Below are 25,228 nucleotides of genomic sequence, written 5' to 3'. Positions count from 1 at the left end.
ATATTTGGCTTTACTTTACAGCAATAAAAAATCCTGAAAACGATCAATTTTCAGGATTTAAATTTTATATGTTTTTATTATTAAACCAATTATAAAAATAAAAACTAGTAAGTCTGAAGCATAGAAGTCGTTAATGTAGATTGTGACATTGCACTATTCAAATTGGATGTATCAACAGCCCGTCCTATTCCTAAAGTAGCCACATTATTTCCTGAACCTAAATTTCTATTTGTACAAGCTGCTTTTACGACATATGAACCTGCAGCTAAAGCATCTAATGTAACATTCAAATTATACACTCTATAACTACCAGGAATACCACGCACTACATCGTTTCTTACAGCTTTTAAAACTCCGGGAGCTCCATCTTTTTCTAAGAAAATACCACATGCATAACTCGCCGAACCTGTTGACCAAGATAATCCTGTAGGTCTGGCTATCTGAACAGTGGTCTGAAAAGATAATATTGCTTTAGATTTATTATCTGCACGAGTGACTACAAAACTATCTGTTATACCAGGTATGTACGACCACTTAGTCGCAGAATATGGATCATCCATAGTATAAATTCCTGTACTTCCAGTTTGAGTAAATTGTATACCCACATTATCCTTTACGGTATTCAAATAATATAAGGAAAGACTTCCTGTACCATTGGCTATTTGAAAAGTTTTCCAGGCATCGGAAGTTGAACCTGCTACAGTAAATATTTGCCCTGAAGTTCCCGCATCTCCTACCGCGCTGGGAGTTCCTCCTGTTCGAATTTCTTTTCTGACATTTAATGTCCCGTTAACATCTAAGGTTTTTGCAGGAGTATTTGTATTGATCCCTACCTGACCATAACAGATCGTTGCAAAGAAAACTCCTATTATATAAATATTTTTCATCTTTATGGATTTACTATTACTGAAAAATTCTGTGGAATTTCAAAAACATCAACTTTCAGAGAAGATTGTGTCATAAAATTATTTAAGTTCCCTACAGATGTGGATGCCGGAACTCCAATAGCCAAAGTTAATCCTGATACAGGATTCGTTAGCCTTGAACAAGCAACACTCACTGAATGGGTACCTGGTGTAAGATTTTCAACACCTCCAATCTGAGTATGAGTGATAAAGGTGTTATTATTAGGACTTGCAGTAACCTTATTAATTCTCATACTTTTCAATAGTCCATCTACAAAAATACCGCATGCAAATTTAATATTAGATCCATCTCCCGCTCCATTATTTTGCTGTACTACAGTTTCGAAGAGCAGATAGGTACTATTTTGCGTACTATTAACCGTAAAATTTTGAGACAAACCTGATATTGTCTTAAAATTTTTCCCAGCCACAGTTAAAGATGTGAGTGGTGTATCCTGAACGAAATCTGTCGCAGGCACTATACCCGTCGCCGTTTCCGCATTCGTGAATGTAATACCCTGACCGGTCGTTCCAGAAGGTCCCTGATTTGTTGTATTTGAAGTATTTAAATCCCGAAAAGAATCATTAAAGATAAGATAATACTTGTTCGTTAAATATTCCGGAATTCTGAATGTCTTCCATGTAGGTGAACTATTCGGTCCCCTAGAAACCAAAACCTGTCCTACACTTCCAGGAACAAGCGTCCCTGTACCATTATCTAAAAATAATTTTTTCCCTATATTGAGGTCTCCATTTACATCGAGATTGCTTCTAGGATTTGTTGTAGCCACCCCGACATTGCCTTGTGCACATAATAAAGTTGAGATCAGAGTGATTGAAAATATTAATGTCTTTTTCATGATTCTAATTGGTATAGGTAACAAGTTCTGCAATATCGATTTTTAGTAAAGATCTCAAACTAAAAGCATTTGAGGAATTATTAGTCAAAATTGGAGTTGGACCATAAGTGGGAATATTAACACCAATTCTAAAATAATTGTTGGCTACATCCGATGAAGAAATCTTTCTACAAGCAACATCCACTGTATAATTACCCGTAGGAACATCTTCTTCTGTATAATTTAATGTGAAAATACTCTGCGTTGGTGCAGTATCAATTGCTGAAATCCCATCAGGTCTTAATGCAACAAGCTTATCATTCTTAAAAATACCGCAAATAAAATCTACAGAAGAGCCTGCACCTGCTACTTTATTTACCAATTCAACTCCTGTCTGAACCTGATAAGTTATCTTATTCTGAGATGCCTTAATTTCCACCGGAATACTCAAGTCAGTTATTTTAACCCATTTTGCCGGATCAAAATCTTCATTCAAATTACTCGTTACCGGAGAAGATGCAGCTACAGTATTAGATAAAGTCGTAATACCTGTTTGATCTGTTTTAAGATAAGTATTTACTAACTTATACTGAGAATTTTCCATAAAAGGAATATTTGCATATCTCCAAACCGGAGGCTGTCCGGCTCCCTTCGAAACTAAAACCTGATCCACACTACCCGTATCACCATTTACAACATCTGTCCCCCCCACACTTAATGCTTTTCTTAATGCTAAATCTCCATTTACATCTAATGTAGATTTAGGTGTCGCTGTATTAATCCCTACTTGAGAAAACATTTTCATAAACATCAGAAAAGTAAGAATTAATGTACCTGTGTACTTCATAAAATTGTGTTTTAAATTAATAGAAACTTGAATATCTTAATGAAAGAGTATAAATATTTACACCTCTATTCATATAGTATTTTTAATAATTTTCATGTTTTAATTCATTTATTTAATCATATAGTCCAATAATTATAATATTTTCCAATGATTATCTTATTCATTTACATATTAATAATATGTTGATTATTTCATAAACAGATCGTCATATTAAAATATATAAAAATCACAAAATTGAGATTAATTTTAAACATATAATATTTGTCAAAAATAATACCAACAAGTAATATTGATTAAAAAATTTCACAAATATAATTAATTTTGAACCATATATTGTATTTTAATTAAATTTAACGTAAAAAAATAAATATAAATCATTTTTATGTGAAAAAAATACAATTATCATATATACACCAAAAATTAAAATTAATTAAAAATAAAACAACCATAAATAATTATATAAATAAAATATTGGCAATCTGAATAGAAAAACAAATTCCCGAACTCCTATTAATCTGGGTATTTAACGGATTTTGGAAGAGCTGCAGAAAAATGAAATCTTATAAAAAATTCTATAAATTCATTTTTTAAATAGATATAGAGGCTTATAAATATTTTCATTATATAATTAATCAGTAACAAGACAGTTACGAATGTGATATTATTTCCAAAAAAGAAATCAATACCCGACTCATTTTAATGGGGATTAATACACAAGAATTAATTTACCTTTGCACTACCGAATTATATCAATTATGAAGTTAGAATTATATCAAATAGATTCCTTTACAGAGGAAATTTTCCGAGGAAACCAGGCTTGTGTTGTTCCCTTAAAAAATTGGTTGCCCGATGAAACACTGTTTAAAATAACCCGTGAAAACGCTGTAGCCGAAACAGCTTTTTTTATAGACAACGGGAATACAATTCAGATTAGATGGTTTACACCTGAGATTGAAATGGATTTATGTGGACATGCCACCCTTGCAACAGCTCATTGTTTAGTTTCGCATTTGAATTATCAAAAAAGCAAAATTATATTTGAAACTCAAGTTGGTGAATTGACAGTCGAAATAAAGGATGGTATGTATTATATGGATTTTCCGTCCAGAATGCCCGAACCATCTACCCTTCCTGATATCATTACAAAATCTCTTAACATCCAACCTAAAGAAGTCTTTAAGTCAAGAGACTATGTTCTGGTATACGATTCCGAAGAAGACATAAAAAACATACAAATTGAAAGATCTATTTTTGACCTTATCAATCTGGACCCGGGAGGTGTTGTTGTAACAGCAGTCGGCACTGATAGCGATTTTGTTTCAAGATACTTTACTCCACAATCGACCATACTCGAAGATCCTGTTACCGGCTCAGCATATTGTTCGCTGATTCCGTTTTGGGCTTCAAGATTAGGAAAAGACACCCTTTTTTCACGTCAAATCTCAGAAAGAGAAGGTCAGCTCTATTGTGAGAATAAAAATGAAAGAGTGATTGTGGCAGGAAAAGCCAGAACGTATTCCCAAGGACACATTTGGACAGAATAGATTCTTAAAACAAAAGTTTTATTGAGCTTTTATATGAAATTTTTAAAAGCTCAATATCACTGCTCTTTAATCAATCTTTTTAGTGGTTATCTATAAAATAATCCTAAAAAAAATTTAAGGTTAGGATATTAAAAAGCTTTAAAAACTTGATAAATTATGACGTGATAACAGAAAATTTCTCTGTTTACTAATTCTCAAAAAAAGTAAAAATATCCTGTCTATAGAGTCCCCCTACAGGTACTGATACTCCTGAATACATTTCAATGTAACCATTATCTGCCCTGTTGAAAGCATTAATAAATCTTTTGTTTACAATATATGAACGATGAACCCTAATGAATTGCGGATAGGCTGATAATATTTCCTCTAACTGCTTAAGATGTTTAGAAATCATAATACGTTCCTTATTTTGTAAATAAATAAGAGTATAGCTTCCTTCGGCTGCCAGGTAAACGATATTGCTAATCGCAACCAGCTCTATTTTGTTCTTATTAGGAATCGAGATCCGTTTTCTTTCATAAGCATTTTCCCCGGTTAGATCTGTCGATGCAACAGTACCTAATTTTGACTGCTTTATTCTGCTGACTGTTTCAATAAGTTCAAGATGACTTACAGGTTTCAGTAAATAATTGATCGCGGCATATTTGAATGCTTTTAATGCAAACTCTTCATAAGCGGTCACAAAAACAACCGCCGCCTGATAAGACAGCAATTCATCCAGCACTTCAAAACCGGTACGATCTCCAAGGTTAATATCCATGAAAATAATATCTACCTGCTTTAGTTTAAGCGCTTCAACAGCAGTGGAAAAATTTTCTGCCATACCTGAAATTTCTACATCGGGACAGAACTTTCTGATCAAGGCAGCAAGTGTATTCCTTGTCATGGCTTCATCATCTACTATAAAGGCTTTCAGTTTCATAATTTAGGGTTGGGTATTTAAAATAGGTAATACTATTACGACAGTCGTACCGGGTGTCGAAGCGTTAGGTATTATCTCCAGCATTCCTATGGTATGTTTTATACGGATCAGCTCAAGACGTTCCCGGATAATTTCCAGTGCATGATCTGGCTTCAGAAATACACTTTCAGGCATTATGCCTTTTCCATTATCTGTTACGGATATGAGAAGAGACTTTTCTTTTATTTTGATATTGATTATAATCTGCCCATCAGTCTGCCCATTAACCCCGTGCTCTATTGCATTTTCAACAATGGGCTGCAGGATCAGCGTGGGAATATACAATTGCGATGCATTTACATTAGGGTCAATAATAAACGAATATAAAAAGTTGTTATTAAAACGACGCTGTTGAATGAACAGGTAATGCCGGAGAAAATCTATTTCCTTTGTGATTGTTATATAGCTTTCTCTGCTTTCTTGCAAAAAGCCACGCATCAATTTTGCATAATTATCAATATATTCCAATCCTCCTATATCATCACCATTAATAAAGTAGGATTGTAAAGGGGTCAGAACATTGAAAATAAAATGGGGCTTTAGCTGTGCAAAAAGATTTTTTGATTCCAGTTCACTGACTCTTAGTTGATCATTCATCTTTTTTCTTGCCTTCTTTAACTGGATTCTGTACCATTTCAGCAATATAACAGTAAGCAACAAAAGTAATACAATTCCCAGAAGCAAATGCACCCAAAATTGCTGATACCACAAAGGCCGGATGATAAGGGTATATGAACTGCTGTTTTCGAGACCGGAGTATTTACCTTTGGTTTTAACGGTAACCACATATTTACCGGGTTCCAAATTATTGAGTGTAATGGTACGGTTATTTAGAGGCTGCCAATTGCTGATGTCATCGTCATTAAAATTGATCTTATAGCTGATATTTTTCGCCTCATTGGCAAAATCCAGCACATCAGCCAGAAGAGTTACCGAAAGTTTTTTAGAGTAATCAATGGTGGAGATCCCTCCGGATGGGTTGAATCCTGTAAGTGATGCCGTAAGATATATTTTGGGAATAACTTTATTCCGGGGATCTTGAATATATTCTTTAGGAAAGTAATAAATTCCCCGGTCAGTTGCCAGTATCACTTTATCAGAACTGATCATAAAATCATTAATAGAAAACAAGTAGGTTTTAGTATCAATTACATTCAGGCGCTTCCAGGTATGGAGATCAAAGATCATTACCCCTTCATCTGTTTTCAGATAACAATACTTCTCATCTGCTTTTATGTCATAACTGTTTTGTTCAAATATTCTGAAAGGTTTTCCCATTTCCGAATTATGATTCAATAAGGAAACATAAGCTCCCTGCTGAGTACATATAATCAGCTTGTTTTGTAGCAATCTGATTTTATTGATGCGGTTTCCTGAAAAATAAACCTGTCGGATATTATTCCGGTAAAGCCCATCGTTCGTCCCATAAAAGCATATATGCTCATTAACCGGTGCTATTGAAAGTATATTAGCTCCTGTATATTTTTTATCAGTAATGATATTGCCATTGCCATCAATAAAGAAAGTCGCAGTTTTGGTCGTGAAATAGTATTGCCCATTGAATAATACCCCATCCTTAAAAGGAGTATGACTGCTAACGGGTAACGAAGAGATTTTCCCAGGAATCGTGTTTCCTTTAGCCGTATAGCTATTTTGATTTCCGAAAAAAAACCAGTTATTCTTAACCTTATAAACAGCTCTGATTTCATTCAGTGACTGTGCATCGGACATCTGAACATTTACTACTTTTTCCCCGAATAAGAGGCTTACCCTGTCACGAATATGCCCCAAAGCCAAAACATCACTTCCAAGATTGCTGACTCCTGAAATATAATTCATTTTTTCATTGGCAATAGGCGGAGTTTCCAGAAAATGTACGGTTGCCAGATCCGTCTGAGTGAATACAAAAATTCCATTCCCCAGTGTCCCTGCCCATAGATTGCCCTGATAATCACTTGCAAGACTTGTGACCGCAATTTTCGTCAGTATCTTTGAAAGAACAGGTATATCACGCTGGTTTTTAGAAAAAAAGGGTTTGATTCTGATCAACTCCTGCGCTTCAACAAATGCGAGGTAGATATCATTCCCGATCCTGGTATAAGAGCTAATATTATTTTTGATGTTATCACGATCTCCATTATAAATCATGGTTGCCGCTGCATTGGGGTTCCTCTTAAAGATCTTATTTCCCAATATCAGTATATTTCCTGCAATCTGTATCGCATAGGGTTTATTTCTAAACAGAACTGACAGTGTGTCTGCAGATACATTGTTCCCATTATTGGTAATATTCCATGCAGCCAGAAGGTCTTTAATGAAAGCTGTTTTACTTCTAATCTGCTGTCTTCCGGGATTTGAAAGTGCTGTTTGTGAGAAAGTGCTGTTTATCCTGTAAAGTGATAATGAATCTTTCTTTTGATAGGCCAATATAACCGGGCTTTTAAAAATTGCAGCATCCGGCTGTTCAAGAACATTACTAAATGTATGAGTCTTCAGGTTGAACAAGCGGGAATTTCCTGAATATCCGAATAACCACAGCTGATCATCATTAGGTTTATACACTTGTATAAATTCGTTATCTGTACCCGGAGCATTATATTTTCGGAAAGAATTCCCATCATACCGTACCAATCCCTTTTCTGTAGCCATCCATACATAGCCATAGCTGTCTGTAACAATCTTATAAATTATATTGGATGGAATATCCGAATTAACCCTGTTAAAATTCCGGTACGAAACCTCATACCGGCCAATATCCTGTGCCCCGAGTTTACTGTAGGATAAGATCAATAGCAGCATCATTACTACTATTCTGAGAGGTTTACATGGATTATAGCTCATCATCATTTGATTGATCAGGCTAATTGTATCGATAGGAATGCATTCATCACAAACAAATTTACAGCATTTATTTTCGCTAAAAATTTTTCTGTCAAATGAATAGCCTCTTTTATCAAAAAAAAAGCAGGATTTATAAAACGGAAGAAAATTTCACCATTCCAATACGCTTTCTTTGTTGCTGTGATTGAATAACAATATGATGAAAAGTATCGTATTACTATTGTTGCTAAGCCTCTTATCATGCAATAATCAAACTCTGAAAAACAGGGAAAAGATCCTGAAATATCCCACCCGTGATTATGTCACAGTAGGAAAGATCATGGATACTGTAAAACTTCCTTATGTCATAGACGTATCATATCATCAGAAACGGGTTGTCTTCATTGGCTGCGTTCATGATGTTCCTCCTACTCATCGACAGTTTACTATTATTGAAAAATATTTTAATGAGCTGAAACCACAGGTTTCTTTTAATGAAGGCGGACAAATTTCAAACAGCATTCATTATTCTTCAACGTCTGAAGCCATCGAAAAATCAGGAGAAACAGGAGCATTAAAATACTTTTCAGACCAAGCAGGAATACCTATGATCAATGGAGATCTGGATGCCAAAACGGAATTTGCCCTAACCCTAAAAAAAGTTCCTAAGGACCAGCTTTTTCTTTATTACTTAATGGAAAGAGTTGTTATTCCTTATCATTACGGAGCCTATCAGCATGAAGATTTTGAAACGGTCTTCCACAGGCTTATTGAAAAGTACTTCATTAAAAATGGTTTTCCATTATCTGACAAAGAAAAAGAGCTTCCGTATTTTGAAAATCTCTATGTAAAAGAAACAAAAAAGAAGTTTGATATCAATGACATCGATCTGGAAGCCTTTGATTATATCAATGACCACTGTATATCTTGTGCGGTTGGAAGGATTTCGAAAATGACGAGAGACGGTGTTCTCTTATCCAAAATTGATGCAGCACTGAATACTTATGACCGGGTATTGGTAACATTCGGACACGGCCATGCATTGGCTATAGAACCTGCGTTAAAAGAAATTGTGACAAAGAAAAGAAATTAAAAAGCCATGAAAACCGAATGCTTAAATTGTGGCCATAGTATCGCTGATACTCAATATTGCAGTCAGTGCGGGCAAAGGTCTGACACAGGAAGAATCAACGGACATTTTCTTCTGCATGAAATACAGCATGGTATTATTCATATTGATAAGGGTATTTTTTATACCATAAAAGAACTTGCAGTAAGGCCCGGAGATACGATCCGGGAATTTATTGAAGGCAAAAGAGCCCGTCATTTCAGACCCCTCACGTTTTTGTTTGTTTTAGCGGGGATTTACGGATTTTTATACCATAGTCTCCATTTGAATCCAAACCGGATATCCGGTAGCCGGGCTTCTCAGATTACAGAATGGGCAGCCAGCCATTATTCATTAACTGAACTTATAATCCTGCCTGTATTTTCATTTTCTACATGGCTTTCTTTCAGAAAATGGGATTACAATTATATAGAGCATATTGTACTGAATGCTTTTATTGCAGGACAAAGATTGATAATAGGCATGATCTTGCTTCCTGTTGCCTATCTGTATGCAGGCGATCCCGTCATGGAGAAACTCAAAACATTCTCCATAATCATTACAGTGATTATTACGTGCATTGATTATATACAGTTTTTCAAAGGACATCCTTTCCTGCACATCCTATTAAGGCTTTTTCTGGCTTACCTGTATTCAATCCTGATTATCATTCTTATTTCTCTTCCTATTGGACTGGCGGCAGCCTATATAATGTCCCGCTAATTATTAAATAAAACCTGAAGATCATGACAACACTCGTTATCAAAAGAAGAAAACAGCCTGTTGGATTTTTAGCCAGCATAAAGATCATCACCCAGGACGGGAATACTGTACGACCGAAAGCAGGTGAAACAGTAACCATCACCACTAATTTCCCGGAAGAATTATTGGTGAAAAAATTTTTCTATACGAAAAAACTGACCACCGGTATCCCCGACAATCCCGCTCAGCCTGTGGCTTCGCTGGAACTGTACTACAACCTTTCCCATAAAGTCATTGCAGGAATGTACATTGGTGCCTGTATTACACTATTCTTCACAGGCAAAGGAATCTTTGCACACAGAATATTCGCAGGAATACTGCCTTTACTCTTTATTATCATTGCTTCCGGATTAATACAAAGATCATTAGCAATTCAAAAAACTGAAATATGAAAAAAAATAAAGCAACTCTTGTAAGCATGGCAGGAATTGTCCTTTTGGTGATCAGTATTCTTATCCTTAAAGACCTATTGAAATGGATCGGCTTTGCAGGCTCCTTATTATGCTTCATTACAGCACTGTCCTTACGTTTATCAAAAGATTAATATACTTTATCTCATGGAAATCATTTACAACATTTTATTAATTCTTCATATTACCGGAGGCAGCATCGGATTGCTATGTGGTACAATATCCATCGTAAGAAAAAAGGGTGATAAAATCCATAAAATTACCGGAAGATTCTTCTATTATGGGATGTTGGCTACCGGTATTTCATCATTGCTACTCGCCCTCATACATCCTAATTATTTCCTTCTGATACTGGGAATATTTACCATTTATATGATTGGTACAGGACAACGTGTATTGCAATTAAAAACAATGACAGGAGGAGAACAAAAGCCCTCTTTTATAGATTATTTCTTCACGTATTCCATGATGATTGCTTCTGTTGTCTTCATGGGTTTGGGAATATATGAGCTTATTCACAAAAATACTTTTGGCGTAGTATTTCTTGTATTTTGGTTTTTGAGCCTGAGAATGGTAAAAAAGGACATACAATATTATAAAGGAAATGCAACGTATAAAAATTACTGGCTCACCACACACCTTCAAAGAATGACAGGTGCATATACAGCGGCAGCCACAGCATTTCTGGTCGTTAACAACACCTCCATGCTCCCTTCTTTTGTGGTGTGGCTTTTACCTACCGCAATCCTCCTTCCCTTGATTATTAAATGGACAAGAAAATACCGATAACCCAACGTTTCCACCATACAAAACAAAATTTAATCATGGACAAATACTCAGAATATAATAAGGACAAAGAAAAATTCCAGTTGGAAAGAATTGCCCTCTTTAGCGATGCTGTTTTTGCCATTGCTATTACGCTGTTGATTATAGAAATAAAAATTCCGGAAATACATCACGATACAATCTCGGACAAAGAGCTCTGGAATGTAATAATTCAAATGCTTCCGAAATTTATAGGTTTCTTTATCAGCTTTTTTGTGATTGGCTTATACTGGCTTGCTCACCACAGAATATTCAATTATGTTACAGGTATTAATAATAAGCTGCTTTGGGGAAATCTTCTTTTTTTACTTCCTATTGTGATCATGCCTTTTAGTACGGCTTTTTTAAGTGAATTTTATGATCCTTCCCTAAAGCTGCCATTGGCCGTCTATACCGTTACGATTTGTATGGCAGGTTTTTTAAATTTCCGCCTTTGGTGGATGATTGGAAATGTCAAGAACAACCTTTCACAGCACTTAGATAAAGCTCACCTCCGTTATAATATGGTAAGGTCACTAACAATTCCAGTGATTTTTCTCTGTGCATTTTTGCTCTCTTTCGTTAATGCCCGTATTGCCTATTTTATTCCGCTGACGACCCCTTTCCTCATTTTTATCCTTCGGAAATATTATGAAAAAAGTCTCCGAGGTTAATACTAATCGTCAATTATGATTTCAGCATAAGCCGGTCGGTTTAATTTTTTTATAATGGTTTTTAATATTTAATCTATTTCATTGAAGTCATCAGGTTCTAAAAATCGTCTTTTATTCAAGATCAATTAAGATTTTTAAAATATACTTGAAACTAATCTTTAAATAATGATATCCTTGTAAAAGATTCTACCACCACATTACAACTCAAATCTGCCTGCATTGTAAGCAAATATCCTCTGCCCGGATCAAGGCTCTCCGGATCTGCAACCGTGTAAAAATAAAACGTAAGAATATTTCCTGTTCCGTTTGAACCAGCCGGAAGCAATTGTACTGATGTTACTTCAAAACCCGAATCAGGGGTTCTGAAAATAGCTTTTACAGATCCTGAAGAATTCGATCCCGGAGTTACCATAGCAATCAGCCTCCAGACATGAATTTGACCATTAATTTCATTCTCGCGCCATTTATTGGTTGTGGAATCATAAATATTAGCAGTTACCCCAGGAAAAGGTACTGTAGTTTCCGGCCAGCTTGTCGTAGGACTTGGAGCAAATACCAATGGTACAGCATAACTTACCGTAAGAGCCGCTCCATAAGTACTTCCTGAAGCACTTAAACTAAGAGAAGGTTTTACATTTGCATTTCCAGAATTTATTTTAACGACACCGTCATTACCAGCCTGAGAATTTGTGGGAACAAAAAGCTGTCTCCAGAGGGTACCATCCCAAAACTGGAAATTATTAGTTGTTGTATTAAAAATTAAAGTTCCCGCAGTAAGATTTGAATTGACAACGCCTGCAGGAGGTACTGTAGATGCATCATTGTCAGCAAGACTTGCATCTCTTTGCGCATCTGAAAGACGAGGAATTAAAATCCCTTTCCGACTAGAAGTAATATCCAACACTGTTGCTCCATTAGGAGACGTAGTATTAATCCCAACCTGACCATATATAAGGGTACATATGAAAATCAGAACAAAAGAAATTGATAGTTTTCTCATGATATTAGATTTTTATTTTCATGTTAATAGTTACATAAAAATAAATCAAAAAATATTGAATTATTTTAACTTTTAATATTAAACATCCATTAATAGTATTCTATTACTCAATTCTACATCTAAAATATTTTCTAATTTGAGGAAATACTCTAAGCAATAATTATTATTTTTAAAACACTTACCATACGCTTATATAGCGATAGAATCAGGCTAGTCTTCGCTGTTGCGTTGGAGTAATATATGCTGCTCTAACTTAATTCACTAAACCTCCATAGTATAATATATATATATTCTTTATAAAATTTAGAAGAAGTAACACTAGATGTTAATTATTTAAAAATGTTTTCCTGCGTATATCGGCTACCCCGGCTTTTATCAATTTAATGGTCGAATAGTTTCCGTCTGAATCTTTAACAAATTCAACGGTTCTGTTATCATCATCTGATCTGAAAAATTTATAGTCTGACTCTGGAAAAAGCTCAATATTGAAGTTGTTATAATAGAGCTTCCCATTGTTTTCAAGAATTTCAATATCTTCATACTTTCCTTTAAAAACTTTGTAAAGCGACACATTATTATTAACCTTCTGATGATGATAGGGAAGTTCAACATTTTTACCAAAACATATGGCTGCTAATCCGTATGAAAGGAGATAAGCAGGAGACTGATTGTTAGAAAGAACAATAATAAGCAAGCCATCATCTGTAAAACGGTTGAAGGAAGTCATAGCTCCCATAAAGCCACCATCATGAGCAACTAATTGATGGCCCTGATTATAAAACGGATTAATTAAAAAACCATATCCGAAGTTTTGATCATTATATGGAGTAAACATCAATCGCTTCATTTTTTCATTTAGAATCGTAGTATCGTATAAAGCCTGATCCCACTTTGAAAGATCAGCAACCGTTGAATAGAGTCCATCATGTCCAATATTAAATGCCCAATTGATATACGGATTTTTAGTATAACTTTTTCCTTTCTTAACGTATCTATCAGCAATATATGGTATCACTTCTTCATTTGTCATTACCCCGGTATCATTCATCTTCAAAGGATCAAAAATATTTTCTTTTAAATACACCGAATAGCTTTTACCGCTTATTTTTTCTATAATCCGCGCTAATAGATAATAACCAATATTACTGTACGCGGTCTGTTTTCCGGGGGTAAATAGCAGTTTTTTGTGGCAAATGTGGTTCAACACCATTTCATGAATCAAAGAAGTCTGGTTAAGATAAAGTTCATCAAAATCCATGGATAATCCCGACATATGGCAAAGGACCATGTGTATTGTAATCTGATTCCCTTTTGGTAACCCGGGAAAATACTTTTCCATCTTGTCATTCAAGGATAATAAGCCACGATCTGCCAATTGCAGAATTGCTACCGCAGTAAATTGTTTGCTAACTGAAGCCAGACTGAATTTTGTATTGACCGTAGTTTTTATTCCCCATTCATAGTTCGCATATCCATAAGCCTTTTGCAAAAGCAAAGAGTCTTTTTTTAGTATTAATACAGTACCGCTAAATCCATTGATATCTGTTTGAGCCTGCATATATCCGGACAGCTTTTCAGAAAGGTTCATATTGCTTTTGGTTAATTTCTCTTTTTCTTTTATTATGTTACTTTGAGAAAAACCGTTGAGAGAAAATAAGCTGATTCCCAGGAGAAACATTAGTTTTGAGTTTGCCATATTTATAAAATATTAGAATACCTCTTTTAATTTTTTACTTATTTCAGAACCGTATCATAAATCTTGTTCAGCAGATCTTGTCTCATTTTTGAGTTTCTCTGGTCAAGAAGTATGATGATCCCCCATTTTTTCTTCCTGTTGTAGCAGATGATGGATGACTGTCCCATGGAATCCCCCGATTTCATATAAATAGTATTTTTATCATCAGTCACAATATTAAGACCTAATCCCATTTCTCTTTTTTCATCTTTATATACTATTTTTTCAGTGATGATAGCAGCCTTTCCTACTGTTGTTTCTTTATTCAGAAGTGCTTTTAAATATGTAACCATATCGGAAGCATTAGACTTGACCAATCCAGCAGATGCAGTAATATTCCATTTGAAAAATTCCTGGACACCTCCTTCCGGATTGTGAGCCGTTGCTCTGTTTTTCACATCAAAATTCTTGGTTAATGTATTGTTCATATACAATGGCTTTATTATTTTAGCTCTGATAATTTCATCATAGCTCTTACCATATACTTTTTCCAATATTTGGCCCAGCAAAGTATATCCAATTGTAGAATAGCGATATTTACCATAATCCTTTAATTCACTGCAGTTATTGATGATAGCCGCTAATGTCTCAGATGTTACATTATTTACGGGTTGTTGCGGATTCAGCTCAATCAATTTCGCAAAATCTATATCTGGTAAACCTGACTGATGCGATGCCAGATCCGAAATTTTAATTTTATTTCTAAGATTTTGCTGGAGTATATATTCTTTAGGAAGAAATCCGTCGATATAATCATCCAATTTTATTTTATGATCCAATACTGCTTGAGCAATTAAGTTTGAAGTCAGTATTTTAGTGATTGATGCAATTTCGAATATGGAGTTTTTATTAATTTTTGTTTGACTTTCCGCGTTCAGATTACCATAAGCTGTATAGTACTCTTCATTGTTATTGATAAAGCCAACGCTTATTCCTACATCAGGATTCTTTTTATAATTGTCATTGATAATGGAATCAATCTTTTTGAAGGTACCCTGTCCAAAAGAAAAGCTGCTTATAAATAAAAGTGCAGCCAGAAATTTTGATGAAGTGTTCATTGTATCGTTTTTTAATGTTAAAAATTATTTCGATACAAAGATGTGGGAGAAGACAAAATTGTGCGACCGAATAAAAGTATTCAGTCCTATTTGTTCAAAAAAATAAGTACGAATCTTTACAAAAAAAGTACGAGTAATTACAAAATACTGATTTACAAATTTTTACGATAGTACGTCGGCGTATTTCCTGTATACTTTTTAAAAGCAGTATTAAAAGAAGATTTTGAATTAAAACCAACTTCATACAGAATTTCAAGAATAGTTACCTTAGTTTTTGTAGTATCTTTCAAAATTTCCATAGCATTCTCAATACGATAGGTATTCACAAAATCGTAAAAATGCTGTCCCAACTGATGGTTGATTAAAACAGATAATTCCCGGGTAGGAATTCCAATTTCACCAGAAATATCCTGAATGGTTAATGAAGGATTGAGAAAAGGCTTTTTTTCAATCATATACTGTTTCAGTCTCAACACTTCCTCATTGTCTTCTTTTTTATTTAATATTGATAATTCATTACCTTTTTCTTCGGAAACAATTTCAGAGACAAGCTTTAGCTTTGAATCAATATTTCTAAACAGATCAGGATTATTTAACGCTTTGAACAGATACCAACAAAAAATAAAAAGAGAAGATACTAAAATTGTAATCTTTAACCATTCAGAAATGTTTGGATAATCAGAAAATTTAAAGATGTTTTTTAAAAGAGCTACCGTGTATAAAATTGTTAGTACAATGGTAAACTGAATCAGCCAATTATAAGAATTGATATTTTTTCCTGCATAGTTTTCAAGATATAATTTCTTTGATTTTCTCAATACTATAAAAGCAGCAATAATATATATAATGATCTGACAATGTATTAAAATATGATTAAACTGGAACTCTATCATATTTTGACGATTCTGGATAAAGCTCAGTTTCGATACAGCATCTACAATATAAAAACGTGGCAGTAAAACCAAATTAACAACTAAAAATGGAAGCAGATGCAGGAGATATTTCTGCTTAAGTTTAAAATCGGAGTAACAAACTGATAGAACATACAGATAAAAAACCGGAATTTGAAGGAAAGCAAAGGTATTTCTAAACATTCCCAGGTTTGACGGACCATGAGCGAACATATTAAACAAAGGATCACTGACATCTATTGCATTTAATATGAGAAAAGCAGCAAACAAAAAATTACTTGTTTTGTACTTTGTTTTAACCGTAATCAGGAATAGCGCAAGAAACAATGAAATAAATAAAGAGACTATCGTCACAATAATTAATAAATTAATTTTATCCATTCTTTGCTCTTCTCGGTTTATAGTTATTTTTATAAAATAATTTTTTTGAGAGTTTTAGATCTATTTTGAGATTTAAAATCAAACATGGCAAATATAGAAATTAGATTCACTTTGTTTAAGTTTTTCATTTAAAATATACCCATCGGGAGTGTAAGACTAACTGCGCCATTGGACTTAAATCTTAAAAATCTATTTATCAAGCCTATACTACTTTCATCAAATTGAGAGTTTTCAGCAAATTCTTTTAGAACTGCTGAAAACTCTTTAAATAATTCCTATTTTTTTGTATGATACTACGTCAAATTTATGATACTGCCCCTTAAAAAGAACTTATTTCATTGCTTGAATTATTGCTTCTATAAGTTCTTTTGCATGGTGATATTTCAAAATCGGAGCTGCTTGTCCGGCCCAAAATGACTTCAATTCTGGATTATTTTCCGTGTTTGCAGGATATGCACCTAATTTACCTACTATCTTTCCTTGTAAAGGATATGGAGCAAAATCGTTTTGAAAATCTTTTAATTCTTCTGTCAGCTTATTTTTAATGCCACGTGACAGTCTTCCTGTAAACACTTTTGTTAATGTTGTATAACGAGCTTCTTTTGAAAATAATTTTTCGCGATGAATGTTACTTGTTCCTGATTGCTGAGTCGCTAAAAATGCTGTACCAATCTGAACGGCATCAGCACCCAAAGCCAAAGCCGCTTTCACGCCACGAGCATCCGCAATACCCCCCGCTGCGATGGCAGGAATGTTTACATGATCGGCAACTTGTGGAATTAAAGAAAATGTTCCTATTAAACTTTCCTCTGCTTTTTCTATGAATGACACACGATGTCCTCCCGCATCGAAACCAGTTGCAACAACTGCATCTACACCTGCATTTTCAATGGCAATGGCTTCATCTAATGCAGTCGCTGTACCTATTGTTTTAATATTCAGTCTACGACATCTTTCTAAAATATCTTGCGAAGGGATTCCGTAGACAAAGCTGAAAATAGCAGGCTTAACCTCAAAAATTGCTTCAATTTGATTCTCAAAAGTCGGACTCTGTGGCAGTGGAAAAGTTGGCGGTTCTACACCAACTTGGTCAAAATATGGATAAAATATTTTAAGCACTTTATCGAAAGCTGTTTGGTCAAAATCTTCGACACTTCTATCTTTATCACTCACCCACAGATTAAGATTAAAAGGCCTATTCGTCTGTTTTTTGATTTCATTCGAAATATCTATGATTTCATTTGCATAGTAAGGTTGACATCCGTATGATCCCAATCCTCCAGCATTAGAAACTAATGAAGTCAATTCTACCGCAGAAATTTTTCCTCCAAAAGGTCCTTGGACTATGGGTAAGCCTATACCCAATAATCTTGTAAATTTTGTATCTGACCACATAATCGTATCATTTTACTTTTGCCCAACTAGTTTGAACTGCAGTACAAATTCATCATAAATCAATTTATCTCCTAAATTTGGAAGGAACTTACCTGAACCATATTTGATATTATATAATGTTCTATCAATCTTTATCTCTCCCAAAGCGTGTAGAAAATCTGTAAAAATCTCTATTGTGGCAAAAAAAGTAACTGGATGTGTAATATCTTTTATTGTTAAATCTCCAGAAATTTGATACTTTTCATTGTCTTTTTCAGCTTTACTAATTTTAAAAGTGGCTGTTTTAAATTTGTCAACCGCAAAAAAATCATCATTATTCAAATGGTTAAAAAATTCATTGTAAATAGATTTATCTGCTATATCTGTAATGACGATTGTCGTCATATCAATAACTATTTCACCACCTACTAAATGAGTATTTTCAAAATTTAGAAATCCATTTTTGATGTTGATCGTTCCGGTGTGTAAACCTAAAACTTTTTTACCTGTCCAATTGACAGTACTGCTTTCCGTTTGAATGTTAAATGTTGTCATTGTTTAATATTTTTAAAATTCTACATGACAAAATTCCATCATTAAGGAATGAAAACGAAGGACATAAATCACAAATAAAATGTGATATAAATCAAATTATTTATTAGAATATAGACGGCTCAAAGTTTCTCGAGTTATGCCCAAATAAGATGCTAAAATATGTTTCGGTAGTTTTTGAACTAATGAAGGGTATTCCTGAACAAATTTTTCGTAACGCTCTTTGGCACTACTACTAAGTAAGGTTAGAATTCTATTTTGTAATGCTACATTTCTACGATTGGTTTTTTTTCTAAAAAAATGTTCAATTTGATGAAACTCTTTGCACAATTTTTCTCTGTTTTCATTACTCAAACACAATACTTCTGTATCTTCTAAACAATCAATATTTACCGTTGCTTTTTTCTGATAATAGTAAGCTTCATAATCTGTAATCCACCAATCCTGAGTCCCAAAAAGCAAAATATGTGTTTTTCCATTTTCATCATCATAATATGACTTTACACAACCTGAAAGCACAAAATAATCAAAAATAACCTCTTGCTCTTCCTGAACTAAAAATTGATGTTTTTTGAATTTTTTCGAGATAAAATGACTCAAAATATAATCGAATTCATCATCCGAAACCTCTATAATTTCTTTGAATTGATTTTTTAAAATTTCACTCATCAATTTATAATTCATTTTGATAACAGGTAAATGTAATGAAATATTTTAGAAAACATATGTAATGACAGCCTTAGCACCGTCAAACGGTAAGAGATACCCTGGATGTTATTAGCGGAAAATGGAAAATGCCTATTATAATTTCCAATTTTCGCAGGGAATGAGCGTTTTGCTGAAAATAACTCCAAAGGTCTTAGCCAAAGAACTTAAGGAGTTAGAACAACACCAGCTTATTAAAAGAATAGTCATTGATGATTATCTAGTAAAAATATTTTACAAGCTCGAACCTTACGCAGGCCTTTGAACTTTACGATTTCATGGTTCATGTATAATCTCACTGCTGGTTTGTTGTGCTGAAAAACTGCTATTAGACAACATTCACTTAATGATACATTAATATTTTTGTTTAATTTTGGTTATCGTGAAAGAGATTGCATAAATGGCAAATGAAATCAAAAAATATGAATTTAAAACAGGCCTTCCGATAGAATTTGAAATCGTAAGTTTAAACGATTTATACAAAAACAATAAACAACTTTTGACCAATCCACATCGGACGGATTTTTATCACATTCTTTGGTTTCAAAAAGGTAGTGCAACGCATTTAGTAGATTTTGAACCGGTAAACATCAAACCTAATACAATTCTATTTCTAAACAAAGCCAAAGTTCACCGATTTGACAGCAACGCAAAGTTTGACGGAATAGCTATTTTATTTACAGACACTTTTTATTGCAAAACAGAAGCGGACACAAAATTTTTACAAAGCAGTATTTTGTTCAATGATATGTTTGGAGTGGCTCAGTTTCGAGTTGCTAAAAAGTTGTCACTGTTTACCGAACTTTTACAACAGATAACAAGCGAACTGCAAAACAAAACAGATAACAACCAAGCTGATATCATACAAAACTTTCTGAACAATTTTTTGCTGTTTGCCGAAAGAGAAAGACGGAAACAAAACTTTACCGAGATAAAGAAAACTGCCGACTTAGATTATTTGATATTATTCAAGGACTTGCTAGAAAAAGACTTTCATCAGCTCAAACAGGTAAGCAGTTACGCAAAAGAAATCCACGTTACAGAAAAGCGTTTAAATCAAGCTACATCAAAAATTTTAGGAAAAACACCAAAACAACTGATTGATGAAAGGGTTTTACTTGAAGCAAAAAGGCTTTTGGTGCACACAAATGAGAGCATTAAAGAAATCGGTTTTAGATTGGGTTTTGAAGAGCCGACTAATTTTATCAAGTATTTCCGCAAACATACACAATTTACACCTGTTGAATTCAGGGAACAATTTACTTAGGCGTAAAAGTATCATTTAAAGGCACATTCCTACCTTTTCCAACCTATTCATTCGTTGCAATTTTGCATTGTAAATAATATATGCAAAATGAATAAAATATTTTTCACTACGGCAATCCTTTTCAGCTTTGGGCTCTCTTCTGCCTATGCTCAAAACAAATCGTCATCTAAAACAAAAATTAAAAATAAAATGGAAAATACTATTAAGGTAATAGGAAATAAGTTTAAAGCAGATTTTGGGACTTATGCTTTTGAATTGAATTTTGAAAGCGAAAACCAACTAACTTGGAAGGCTCTAACCAATACAGGTTTTGGCGTATCAGAAACCGTATCGATTACTAAAACAGAAATCAGACCGAATGTTTATATGGTTTATTGGAAAGAAAAATCTGGCACAACGGTAACCCACGTGGAAGACTTCGAAAAGCAAATAGTCTATACCAATATAACAGCACCGGACCACTCTTTTTTAAATTTAAAAGGAAAATTAACAAAAATAAATAATAGCGATATGAACAAAAAAGAAAAAGTAGCTGCACTTTTAAAAAGCATAGAAACTGGGGCAAAAGAGCCAGTTTCATATATCAATCCCAATAAATACATTCAACACAACTTAGGCGTTGCAGACGGACTTGCAGGATTTGGAGCTTTGCTTCAACAGCTGCCGCAAAACTCTGCAAAAGTAAATACCGTTCGTGTTTTTCAAGACGGAGATTACATTTTCACTCATTCAGATTACAATTTTTTTGGTCCGAAAATAGGCTTTGATATTTTCCGTTTTGAAGATGGAAAAATTGTAGAACATTGGGATAATTTACAAGAAACCGCGAAACCCAATCCAAGCGGGCATACAATGATTGACGGAACAACAGAAATCAAAGACCTTGACAAAACCGAAGCAAATAAGACATTAGTACGAAATTTTGTTGAGGATATTTTGGTAGGTGGTAAAATGGAAAAATTGGCAGGTTATTTTGACGGTGATAATTATATACAGCACAATCCTCAAATCCCTGACCAACTTTCAGGGCTTGGGAAGACCCTTGAAGCTCTTGGCAAGCAAGGAATATTCTTGAAGTACGACAAAATTCATAAAGTGCTTGGCGAGGGGAATTTTGTACTTGTCGTGAGCGAAGGGCATTTTGGAAAAGATTACAATTCTTTTTACGATTTGTTCCGAGTAGAAAACGGAAAGATAGCTGAGCATTGGGATGTTATAGAACCAATCCTTGCAAAAGAGAATTGGAAGAACAATAACGGAAAGTTCTAAAAGAAAGTTATACAAATTAATTGCAAATGAAAAGGGATTAAATTTACTAATTTAATCCCTTATGCGGGGATAGAGGGAGTCCAGTCGAACACTTGATCCCACTATTATCCTTCTTTGAAAGCATTAAATAGTGCAAATTTATCAACTATTTAGCCGCCAGTCTTTTGCAACAGCAGCCCTACTCCTGAAATTGCTCCTGTTATAATTGCGAATTTTGTTTTATTTACGACAAAGCTACTCCCCCCGTAATAAGCAGCTCAGATAACCCAGCAAATCTAAGTACAGCTTGCAACAGGATAAAGTTTATTAGTATAGAACAATTTTGTAAATCCACAAGCTGAAAGAAAGTTTTTTAAGAGATTTATCAGAATTCTCTCAAACCCTTTCCTTTATAAACTCTTCAATCTCTTCATTCCGAAGTTTCGGATTGGCTCCCGAATAACTCGCCACCAAAGCACCAACCGCACTCGCAAAATCCAGTGCCGTTTCAGGATTTTTATCTGACAACAATCGGGCAATCAAACTTGCCAGAAACGAATCCCCTGCTCCAACCGTATCGGCCACTTTCACAGGATAGCCACCGTGTTTGTAAAACTTGTTGTTCCAGAGTAATATTGAGCCGTGTTTTCCCAACGTGACACAAATAGAACCTGTATTTGTTTTTTCTGAAATGAAACGGATATTTTCTTCCAAATCATCTGATTTAAAACCTAACGCAGCGGCAATTTCAAGGATTTCTTCATCATTAAATTTAATGAAATCGGCTTTATTCATTAATTGTTCCAGAAGTTCAATATGGTAAAGACGCCGTTCTGAGTGCCAGATTGAGCGGAGCACCGCCGATTTTCTTTTCTTCTCCAAACACATCGAAGAGCACCTCTCCGAAACTGACTGCATTTATTTTTTTATTAAGAAACATTAATTAAGGATTTTTGACATTAATATTACTGAATGAACTGTCCGAAGAACCAAAAATACTCCATTTTTTGTTAACAACATCGTACACTCGATTGCTGAACGCCAACTTGTCATTCACATAGACCACACAAACATCATTGCTGATGAAAACCGTTACATTATAGTTGGTTCCCGAGATTCCGGACAAAGGATAAGCATTGGCAAAATCCTCACTTCCGCCGTTCATTACATAACTTGCTATTCTGTTGGAGGAAGGTTCGAATGCAATTTTAAAACCATTTTTTCCTTCATTATCCTGCGCCAGAATCAATCCTGATTTTCCGTTAGCATAAGCGTTCAACGTAAAGCTTATTTGATTTGCTTTCTGAAGTTTCCCAAACATCACTTGCGAATTGGCAGACAAATTAAAACCGTTACCATTTTGAGAAGCATTTCCTATAATTTTATCTACAGAAAGTGAAGCACTTTGTCCAAATACAGATTGCAAGGTAGAAATAGGTTTTACCGCCAACGTTCCATCCTGATTCTGAACTAATTGATGTGCTACAAGATTTCCCGCCCAGTCTTTTCCACCAGTGTTGCTTTCAGGAACTTTTCTTGCAGTCCAACCTACCAGATAACGGTTGGCATTGTCCGAAACAGTTTTTGCAGCGTAGAGATAAGAGCCGTCCAACCGGTCATTTGCAGGTGTAGTCCACGGTCCGTTTGGTGAAGTTCCGATTCTGTAATGTGTTCCGGTATTGTTACTCCAGTTTTCTGAGAAAACAAGATACCAGTAATTGCCCATTTTGAAAAGGTCGGGACATTCCAGCATAATGTAATTTTCTGAAGAAGTTGTCGTGTAAATCGGATTTTCCACCGTCCAGTTTCCGCTGGCAGGATTGGTTGTTGTAAATTTAAGAACAACCGCTTTTTTAGCCGAAGTCTGTGCAGAAACCAGCATCCAGTATTTCCCATCTTCTGCATTGAACAAAACATGCGGATCGCGGAATTCATAATCATAATAGCCAGCCGGAGCAGTGATTTTAAAATTCTTCACTTTCGTCCAGTTTTTCATATCGGTACTTGTAGCCAAAAGCACGCTTTCCCTCGGATTACCCGCTAAAAATGAAGCAATCTCATTATGACCTGTGTAATAGTAAAAATACGTACTCCCGACCTTCACAAGACTACCCGTTCCAACACCAAAATCCGGTTCGGAAGCCGTTCCGTAGAGAATTTGTCTCCCTTGATAAGTAAAATCTTTAAAATTGGTCGTCTCAAAGCTGTGAATATCGTGAAATGATCTGCCTTAGTGTTCAAAGTTTTTGTTATTGAAGATTATAAAGATTGTTTGAACAAATACTTTTTATTTAATTGAAATATATTTGTATAACTAAACATATGGTATATTTTAGTATATCGTTACCAATTTTTTAATAAGCGACTGCATATAACAACCTGTGATCTCTTTCTTTTTCTGAAAACACTTAATACTCACTATTTATATCTGATGTTTTAATCTACTTATCTTTGATCTTATATTCTGCCTTAAGAAAGAACATATAAGCTCTTTATCTTCCAAATTTTCTGTGTGTACTTAGTTTACAATTGAGCGGTAATACCCCCATCAATTATAAACTCTGATCCTGTAGAATAACTTGACTCATCAGAAGCAAGATAAACTACCAAAGCCGATACTTCCTTCGCATCGGCAGTTCTCCCCAAAGGTATATTAAGTTGTGACAACTGCTCCTTTGGTACCACGCCGGTCATTGGCGTATCAATCAGTCCCGGATGTACAGAGTTAACCCGGATATTATACTTCGCCAATTCCACCGCTGCTGACTTGGTCATTCCTCTAACTGCAAATTTAGATGCAGTATAGGCAAGCCTGTAAGGCGCTGCAACAAAACCTGCGATCGACGATATATTCACTATCGATCCCTTTGATACTTTTTTCATTGAAGGAATTACTGCTTTCATGCCTAAAAATACCGACACTTGGTTGATTTCTATCACCTGTCGGTATAAGGCTTCTGGCATCTCTTCCAATAAGGCGGGCTTATCAATACCTGCGTTATTAACCAGTATATCGACCGGGCCAAAAGCTGTTTCAGTGGCTTCGATTACTTTAACCCAGTCCTCTTGGCTCGAAACATCATGTTTAACAAATAGTACGTTATGCTCTCCCAGAGATTGGGCAACTTCCAGGCCTTTCTCTTCGTTAATATCCGTGAGTACAACTTTTGCACCCTCTGCAACAAATGCAACTGCGTGGGCAGCACCCATTCCTGATGCTGCACCTGTAATAATCGCTACTTTACCTTTTAATCTGTCCATGTTTTATATATTTATTATTAAACTTCATTATTAATTGTTTGCTATAATATATTATGTGTCTG

26 protein-coding genes are annotated in these 25,228 nt (G+C 34.7%); 10 read left to right on the top strand and 16 right to left on the bottom strand.

All coding sequences use genetic code 11. The annotated features are described in order from the left end of the window. Window positions 1-104: 104 nt before the first annotated feature. From P0Y62_02520 to P0Y62_02510, 3 genes are read right to left on the bottom strand one after another with little or no spacing between them, the layout of a single operon-like run. Window positions 105-887, bottom strand: a complete 783-nt coding sequence (locus P0Y62_02520; GenBank protein ID WEK70429.1) for a hypothetical protein — start codon at window positions 885-887, stop codon at window positions 105-107. A gap of 2 nt (window positions 888-889) precedes the next feature. Then, a complete protein-coding gene (locus tag P0Y62_02515) occupies window positions 890-1,765 on the bottom strand; it encodes a hypothetical protein (GenBank protein WEK70428.1) in 876 nt (291 codons plus the stop codon). A 4-nt stretch (window positions 1,766-1,769) separates the two neighbouring features. Beyond that, window positions 1,770-2,591, bottom strand: coding sequence for a hypothetical protein (locus P0Y62_02510; protein WEK70427.1), 822 nt, complete (start codon window positions 2,589-2,591; stop codon window positions 1,770-1,772). A 755-nt stretch (window positions 2,592-3,346) separates the two neighbouring features. Here P0Y62_02510 and P0Y62_02505 point away from each other — a divergent pair. Next, window positions 3,347-4,135, top strand: coding sequence for a PhzF family phenazine biosynthesis protein (locus P0Y62_02505; protein ID WEK70426.1), 789 nt, complete (start codon window positions 3,347-3,349; stop codon window positions 4,133-4,135). A 187-nt stretch (window positions 4,136-4,322) separates the two neighbouring features. Here P0Y62_02505 and P0Y62_02500 read toward each other — a convergent pair whose 3' ends face one another. Both P0Y62_02500 and P0Y62_02495 read right to left on the bottom strand, forming a co-directional pair. Next, complete coding sequence (locus P0Y62_02500) at window positions 4,323-5,057, bottom strand: LytTR family DNA-binding domain-containing protein (protein ID WEK70425.1); 735 nt, start codon at window positions 5,055-5,057, stop codon at window positions 4,323-4,325. A gap of 3 nt (window positions 5,058-5,060) precedes the next feature. Continuing rightward, window positions 5,061-7,898: a histidine kinase gene (locus tag P0Y62_02495; GenBank protein ID WEK70424.1), complete on the bottom strand. Its 2,838-nt coding sequence runs from the start codon at window positions 7,896-7,898 to the stop codon at window positions 5,061-5,063. Window positions 7,899-8,133: 235 nt separating this feature from the next. Between P0Y62_02495 and P0Y62_02490 the strand changes: the two genes are divergently transcribed. From P0Y62_02490 to P0Y62_02465, 6 genes are read left to right on the top strand one after another with little or no spacing between them, the layout of a single operon-like run. Then, window positions 8,134-9,009 (top strand): hypothetical protein, encoded by an 876-nt coding sequence (locus tag P0Y62_02490; GenBank protein ID WEK70423.1) that lies wholly within the window; start codon window positions 8,134-8,136, stop codon window positions 9,007-9,009. A gap of 6 nt (window positions 9,010-9,015) precedes the next feature. Continuing rightward, window positions 9,016-9,747, top strand: a complete 732-nt coding sequence (locus tag P0Y62_02485) for a DUF3667 domain-containing protein (GenBank protein ID WEK70422.1) — start codon at window positions 9,016-9,018, stop codon at window positions 9,745-9,747. 23 nt (window positions 9,748-9,770) lie between these two features. Then, the gene (locus tag P0Y62_02480; GenBank protein ID WEK70421.1) at window positions 9,771-10,178 is read left to right on the top strand and encodes a hypothetical protein; all 408 of its coding nucleotides are present in this window, start codon (window positions 9,771-9,773) and stop codon (window positions 10,176-10,178) included. Then, on the top strand, window positions 10,175-10,330 hold the full coding sequence (locus P0Y62_02475) for a hypothetical protein (GenBank protein ID WEK70420.1): 156 nt from the start codon (window positions 10,175-10,177) through the stop codon (window positions 10,328-10,330). Before P0Y62_02480 ends, P0Y62_02475 begins: the two co-directional genes overlap by 4 nt. A 13-nt stretch (window positions 10,331-10,343) precedes the next feature. Then, window positions 10,344-10,985 carry a hypothetical protein gene (locus tag P0Y62_02470; GenBank protein ID WEK70419.1) on the top strand — a complete coding sequence of 214 codons (642 nt, stop codon included), beginning with the start codon at window positions 10,344-10,346 and terminating at the stop codon, window positions 10,983-10,985. 35 nt (window positions 10,986-11,020) lie between these two features. After that, a complete protein-coding gene (locus P0Y62_02465; GenBank protein ID WEK70418.1) occupies window positions 11,021-11,674 on the top strand; it encodes a TMEM175 family protein in 654 nt (217 codons plus the stop codon). 151 nt (window positions 11,675-11,825) lie between these two features. On the opposite strand, the gene P0Y62_02460 is transcribed toward P0Y62_02465, so the two are convergent. The 7 genes from P0Y62_02460 to P0Y62_02430 form a co-directional block, all read right to left on the bottom strand. Next, window positions 11,826-12,674 (bottom strand): hypothetical protein, encoded by an 849-nt coding sequence (locus P0Y62_02460; protein WEK70417.1) that lies wholly within the window; start codon window positions 12,672-12,674, stop codon window positions 11,826-11,828. Between the two features lie 325 nt (window positions 12,675-12,999). Beyond that, a complete protein-coding gene (locus P0Y62_02455; GenBank protein ID WEK70416.1) occupies window positions 13,000-14,370 on the bottom strand; it encodes a serine hydrolase in 1,371 nt (456 codons plus the stop codon). Between the two features lie 38 nt (window positions 14,371-14,408). Further along, complete coding sequence (locus P0Y62_02450; GenBank protein ID WEK70415.1) at window positions 14,409-15,467, bottom strand: serine hydrolase; 1,059 nt, start codon at window positions 15,465-15,467, stop codon at window positions 14,409-14,411. A gap of 152 nt (window positions 15,468-15,619) precedes the next feature. Then, window positions 15,620-16,759, bottom strand: coding sequence for an AraC family transcriptional regulator (locus P0Y62_02445; protein ID WEK70414.1), 1,140 nt, complete (start codon window positions 16,757-16,759; stop codon window positions 15,620-15,622). A 330-nt stretch (window positions 16,760-17,089) separates the two neighbouring features. Continuing rightward, a complete protein-coding gene (locus P0Y62_02440; protein WEK70413.1) occupies window positions 17,090-18,154 on the bottom strand; it encodes a nitronate monooxygenase in 1,065 nt (354 codons plus the stop codon). A 12-nt stretch (window positions 18,155-18,166) separates the two neighbouring features. Next, a complete protein-coding gene (locus P0Y62_02435) occupies window positions 18,167-18,688 on the bottom strand; it encodes a YceI family protein (protein ID WEK70412.1) in 522 nt (173 codons plus the stop codon). Window positions 18,689-18,784: 96 nt separating this feature from the next. Next, a complete protein-coding gene (locus P0Y62_02430; protein ID WEK70411.1) occupies window positions 18,785-19,354 on the bottom strand; it encodes a Crp/Fnr family transcriptional regulator in 570 nt (189 codons plus the stop codon). A 157-nt stretch (window positions 19,355-19,511) separates the two neighbouring features. On the opposite strand from P0Y62_02430, the gene P0Y62_02425 reads away from it, so the two are divergent. From P0Y62_02425 to P0Y62_02415, 3 genes are all read left to right on the top strand, one after another. Continuing rightward, complete coding sequence (locus tag P0Y62_02425) at window positions 19,512-19,655, top strand: winged helix-turn-helix transcriptional regulator (protein WEK71769.1); 144 nt, start codon at window positions 19,512-19,514, stop codon at window positions 19,653-19,655. A gap of 135 nt (window positions 19,656-19,790) precedes the next feature. Beyond that, window positions 19,791-20,657, top strand: coding sequence for a helix-turn-helix transcriptional regulator (locus P0Y62_02420; GenBank protein ID WEK70410.1), 867 nt, complete (start codon window positions 19,791-19,793; stop codon window positions 20,655-20,657). Between the two features lie 87 nt (window positions 20,658-20,744). Continuing rightward, the gene (locus tag P0Y62_02415) at window positions 20,745-21,926 is read left to right on the top strand and encodes a hypothetical protein (protein ID WEK70409.1); all 1,182 of its coding nucleotides are present in this window, start codon (window positions 20,745-20,747) and stop codon (window positions 21,924-21,926) included. Between the two features lie 375 nt (window positions 21,927-22,301). Here P0Y62_02415 and P0Y62_02410 read toward each other — a convergent pair whose 3' ends face one another. The 4 genes from P0Y62_02410 to P0Y62_02395 all read right to left on the bottom strand — a co-directional run bounded on the left by P0Y62_02410 (window position 22,302) and on the right by P0Y62_02395 (window position 25,166). Next, complete coding sequence (locus P0Y62_02410; GenBank protein WEK70408.1) at window positions 22,302-22,700, bottom strand: PfkB family carbohydrate kinase; 399 nt, start codon at window positions 22,698-22,700, stop codon at window positions 22,302-22,304. Between the two features lie 16 nt (window positions 22,701-22,716). After that, complete coding sequence (locus tag P0Y62_02405) at window positions 22,717-22,845, bottom strand: hypothetical protein (GenBank protein ID WEK70407.1); 129 nt, start codon at window positions 22,843-22,845, stop codon at window positions 22,717-22,719. Between the two features lie 3 nt (window positions 22,846-22,848). Next, a complete protein-coding gene (locus P0Y62_02400) occupies window positions 22,849-24,117 on the bottom strand; it encodes a glycoside hydrolase family 32 protein (protein ID WEK71768.1) in 1,269 nt (422 codons plus the stop codon). Window positions 24,118-24,428: 311 nt separating this feature from the next. Next, window positions 24,429-25,166 (bottom strand): glucose 1-dehydrogenase, encoded by a 738-nt coding sequence (locus tag P0Y62_02395; protein ID WEK70406.1) that lies wholly within the window; start codon window positions 25,164-25,166, stop codon window positions 24,429-24,431. Window positions 25,167-25,228: the final 62 nt, after the last annotated feature.

It is taken from the genome of Candidatus Chryseobacterium colombiense, assembly GCA_029203185.1.
Lineage (GTDB): Bacteria > Bacteroidota > Bacteroidia > Flavobacteriales > Weeksellaceae > Chryseobacterium > Chryseobacterium colombiense.
This window is presented reverse-complemented; position numbering and strand designations above follow the sequence as displayed.

Bases quoted from the DNA above. Each gene is read 5' to 3' on its own strand.
- P0Y62_02480 (WEK70421.1), top strand. From the start codon at position 9,771: ATGACAACACTCGTTATCAAAAGAAGAAAACAGCCTGTTGGATTTTTA.
- P0Y62_02410 (WEK70408.1), bottom strand. From the start codon at position 22,700: ATGAATAAAGCCGATTTCATTAAATTTAATGATGAAGAAATCCTTGAA.
- P0Y62_02520 (WEK70429.1), bottom strand. From the start codon at position 887: ATGAAAAATATTTATATAATAGGAGTTTTCTTTGCAACGATCTGTTAT.
- P0Y62_02510 (WEK70427.1), bottom strand. From the start codon at position 2,591: ATGAAGTACACAGGTACATTAATTCTTACTTTTCTGATGTTTATGAAA.
- P0Y62_02415 (WEK70409.1), top strand. From the start codon at position 20,745: ATGAATAAAATATTTTTCACTACGGCAATCCTTTTCAGCTTTGGGCTC.
- P0Y62_02395 (WEK70406.1), bottom strand. From the start codon at position 25,166: ATGGACAGATTAAAAGGTAAAGTAGCGATTATTACAGGTGCAGCATCA.
- P0Y62_02420 (WEK70410.1), top strand. From the start codon at position 19,791: ATGGCAAATGAAATCAAAAAATATGAATTTAAAACAGGCCTTCCGATA.
- P0Y62_02450 (WEK70415.1), bottom strand. From the start codon at position 15,467: ATGAACACTTCATCAAAATTTCTGGCTGCACTTTTATTTATAAGCAGC.
- P0Y62_02505 (WEK70426.1), top strand. From the start codon at position 3,347: ATGAAGTTAGAATTATATCAAATAGATTCCTTTACAGAGGAAATTTTC.
- P0Y62_02430 (WEK70411.1), bottom strand. From the start codon at position 19,354: ATGAGTGAAATTTTAAAAAATCAATTCAAAGAAATTATAGAGGTTTCG.
- P0Y62_02460 (WEK70417.1), bottom strand. From the start codon at position 12,674: ATGAGAAAACTATCAATTTCTTTTGTTCTGATTTTCATATGTACCCTT.
- P0Y62_02405 (WEK70407.1), bottom strand. From the start codon at position 22,845: ATGTTTCTTAATAAAAAAATAAATGCAGTCAGTTTCGGAGAGGTGCTC.
- P0Y62_02490 (WEK70423.1), top strand. From the start codon at position 8,134: ATGATGAAAAGTATCGTATTACTATTGTTGCTAAGCCTCTTATCATGC.
- P0Y62_02465 (WEK70418.1), top strand. From the start codon at position 11,021: ATGGACAAATACTCAGAATATAATAAGGACAAAGAAAAATTCCAGTTG.
- P0Y62_02440 (WEK70413.1), bottom strand. From the start codon at position 18,154: ATGTGGTCAGATACAAAATTTACAAGATTATTGGGTATAGGCTTACCC.
- P0Y62_02515 (WEK70428.1), bottom strand. From the start codon at position 1,765: ATGAAAAAGACATTAATATTTTCAATCACTCTGATCTCAACTTTATTA.
- P0Y62_02485 (WEK70422.1), top strand. From the start codon at position 9,016: ATGAAAACCGAATGCTTAAATTGTGGCCATAGTATCGCTGATACTCAA.
- P0Y62_02425 (WEK71769.1), top strand. From the start codon at position 19,512: ATGAGCGTTTTGCTGAAAATAACTCCAAAGGTCTTAGCCAAAGAACTT.
- P0Y62_02445 (WEK70414.1), bottom strand. From the start codon at position 16,759: ATGGATAAAATTAATTTATTAATTATTGTGACGATAGTCTCTTTATTT.
- P0Y62_02475 (WEK70420.1), top strand. From the start codon at position 10,175: ATGAAAAAAAATAAAGCAACTCTTGTAAGCATGGCAGGAATTGTCCTT.
- P0Y62_02455 (WEK70416.1), bottom strand. From the start codon at position 14,370: ATGGCAAACTCAAAACTAATGTTTCTCCTGGGAATCAGCTTATTTTCT.
- P0Y62_02500 (WEK70425.1), bottom strand. From the start codon at position 5,057: ATGAAACTGAAAGCCTTTATAGTAGATGATGAAGCCATGACAAGGAAT.
- P0Y62_02470 (WEK70419.1), top strand. From the start codon at position 10,344: ATGGAAATCATTTACAACATTTTATTAATTCTTCATATTACCGGAGGC.
- P0Y62_02495 (WEK70424.1), bottom strand. From the start codon at position 7,898: ATGATGCTGCTATTGATCTTATCCTACAGTAAACTCGGGGCACAGGAT.
- P0Y62_02435 (WEK70412.1), bottom strand. From the start codon at position 18,688: ATGACAACATTTAACATTCAAACGGAAAGCAGTACTGTCAATTGGACA.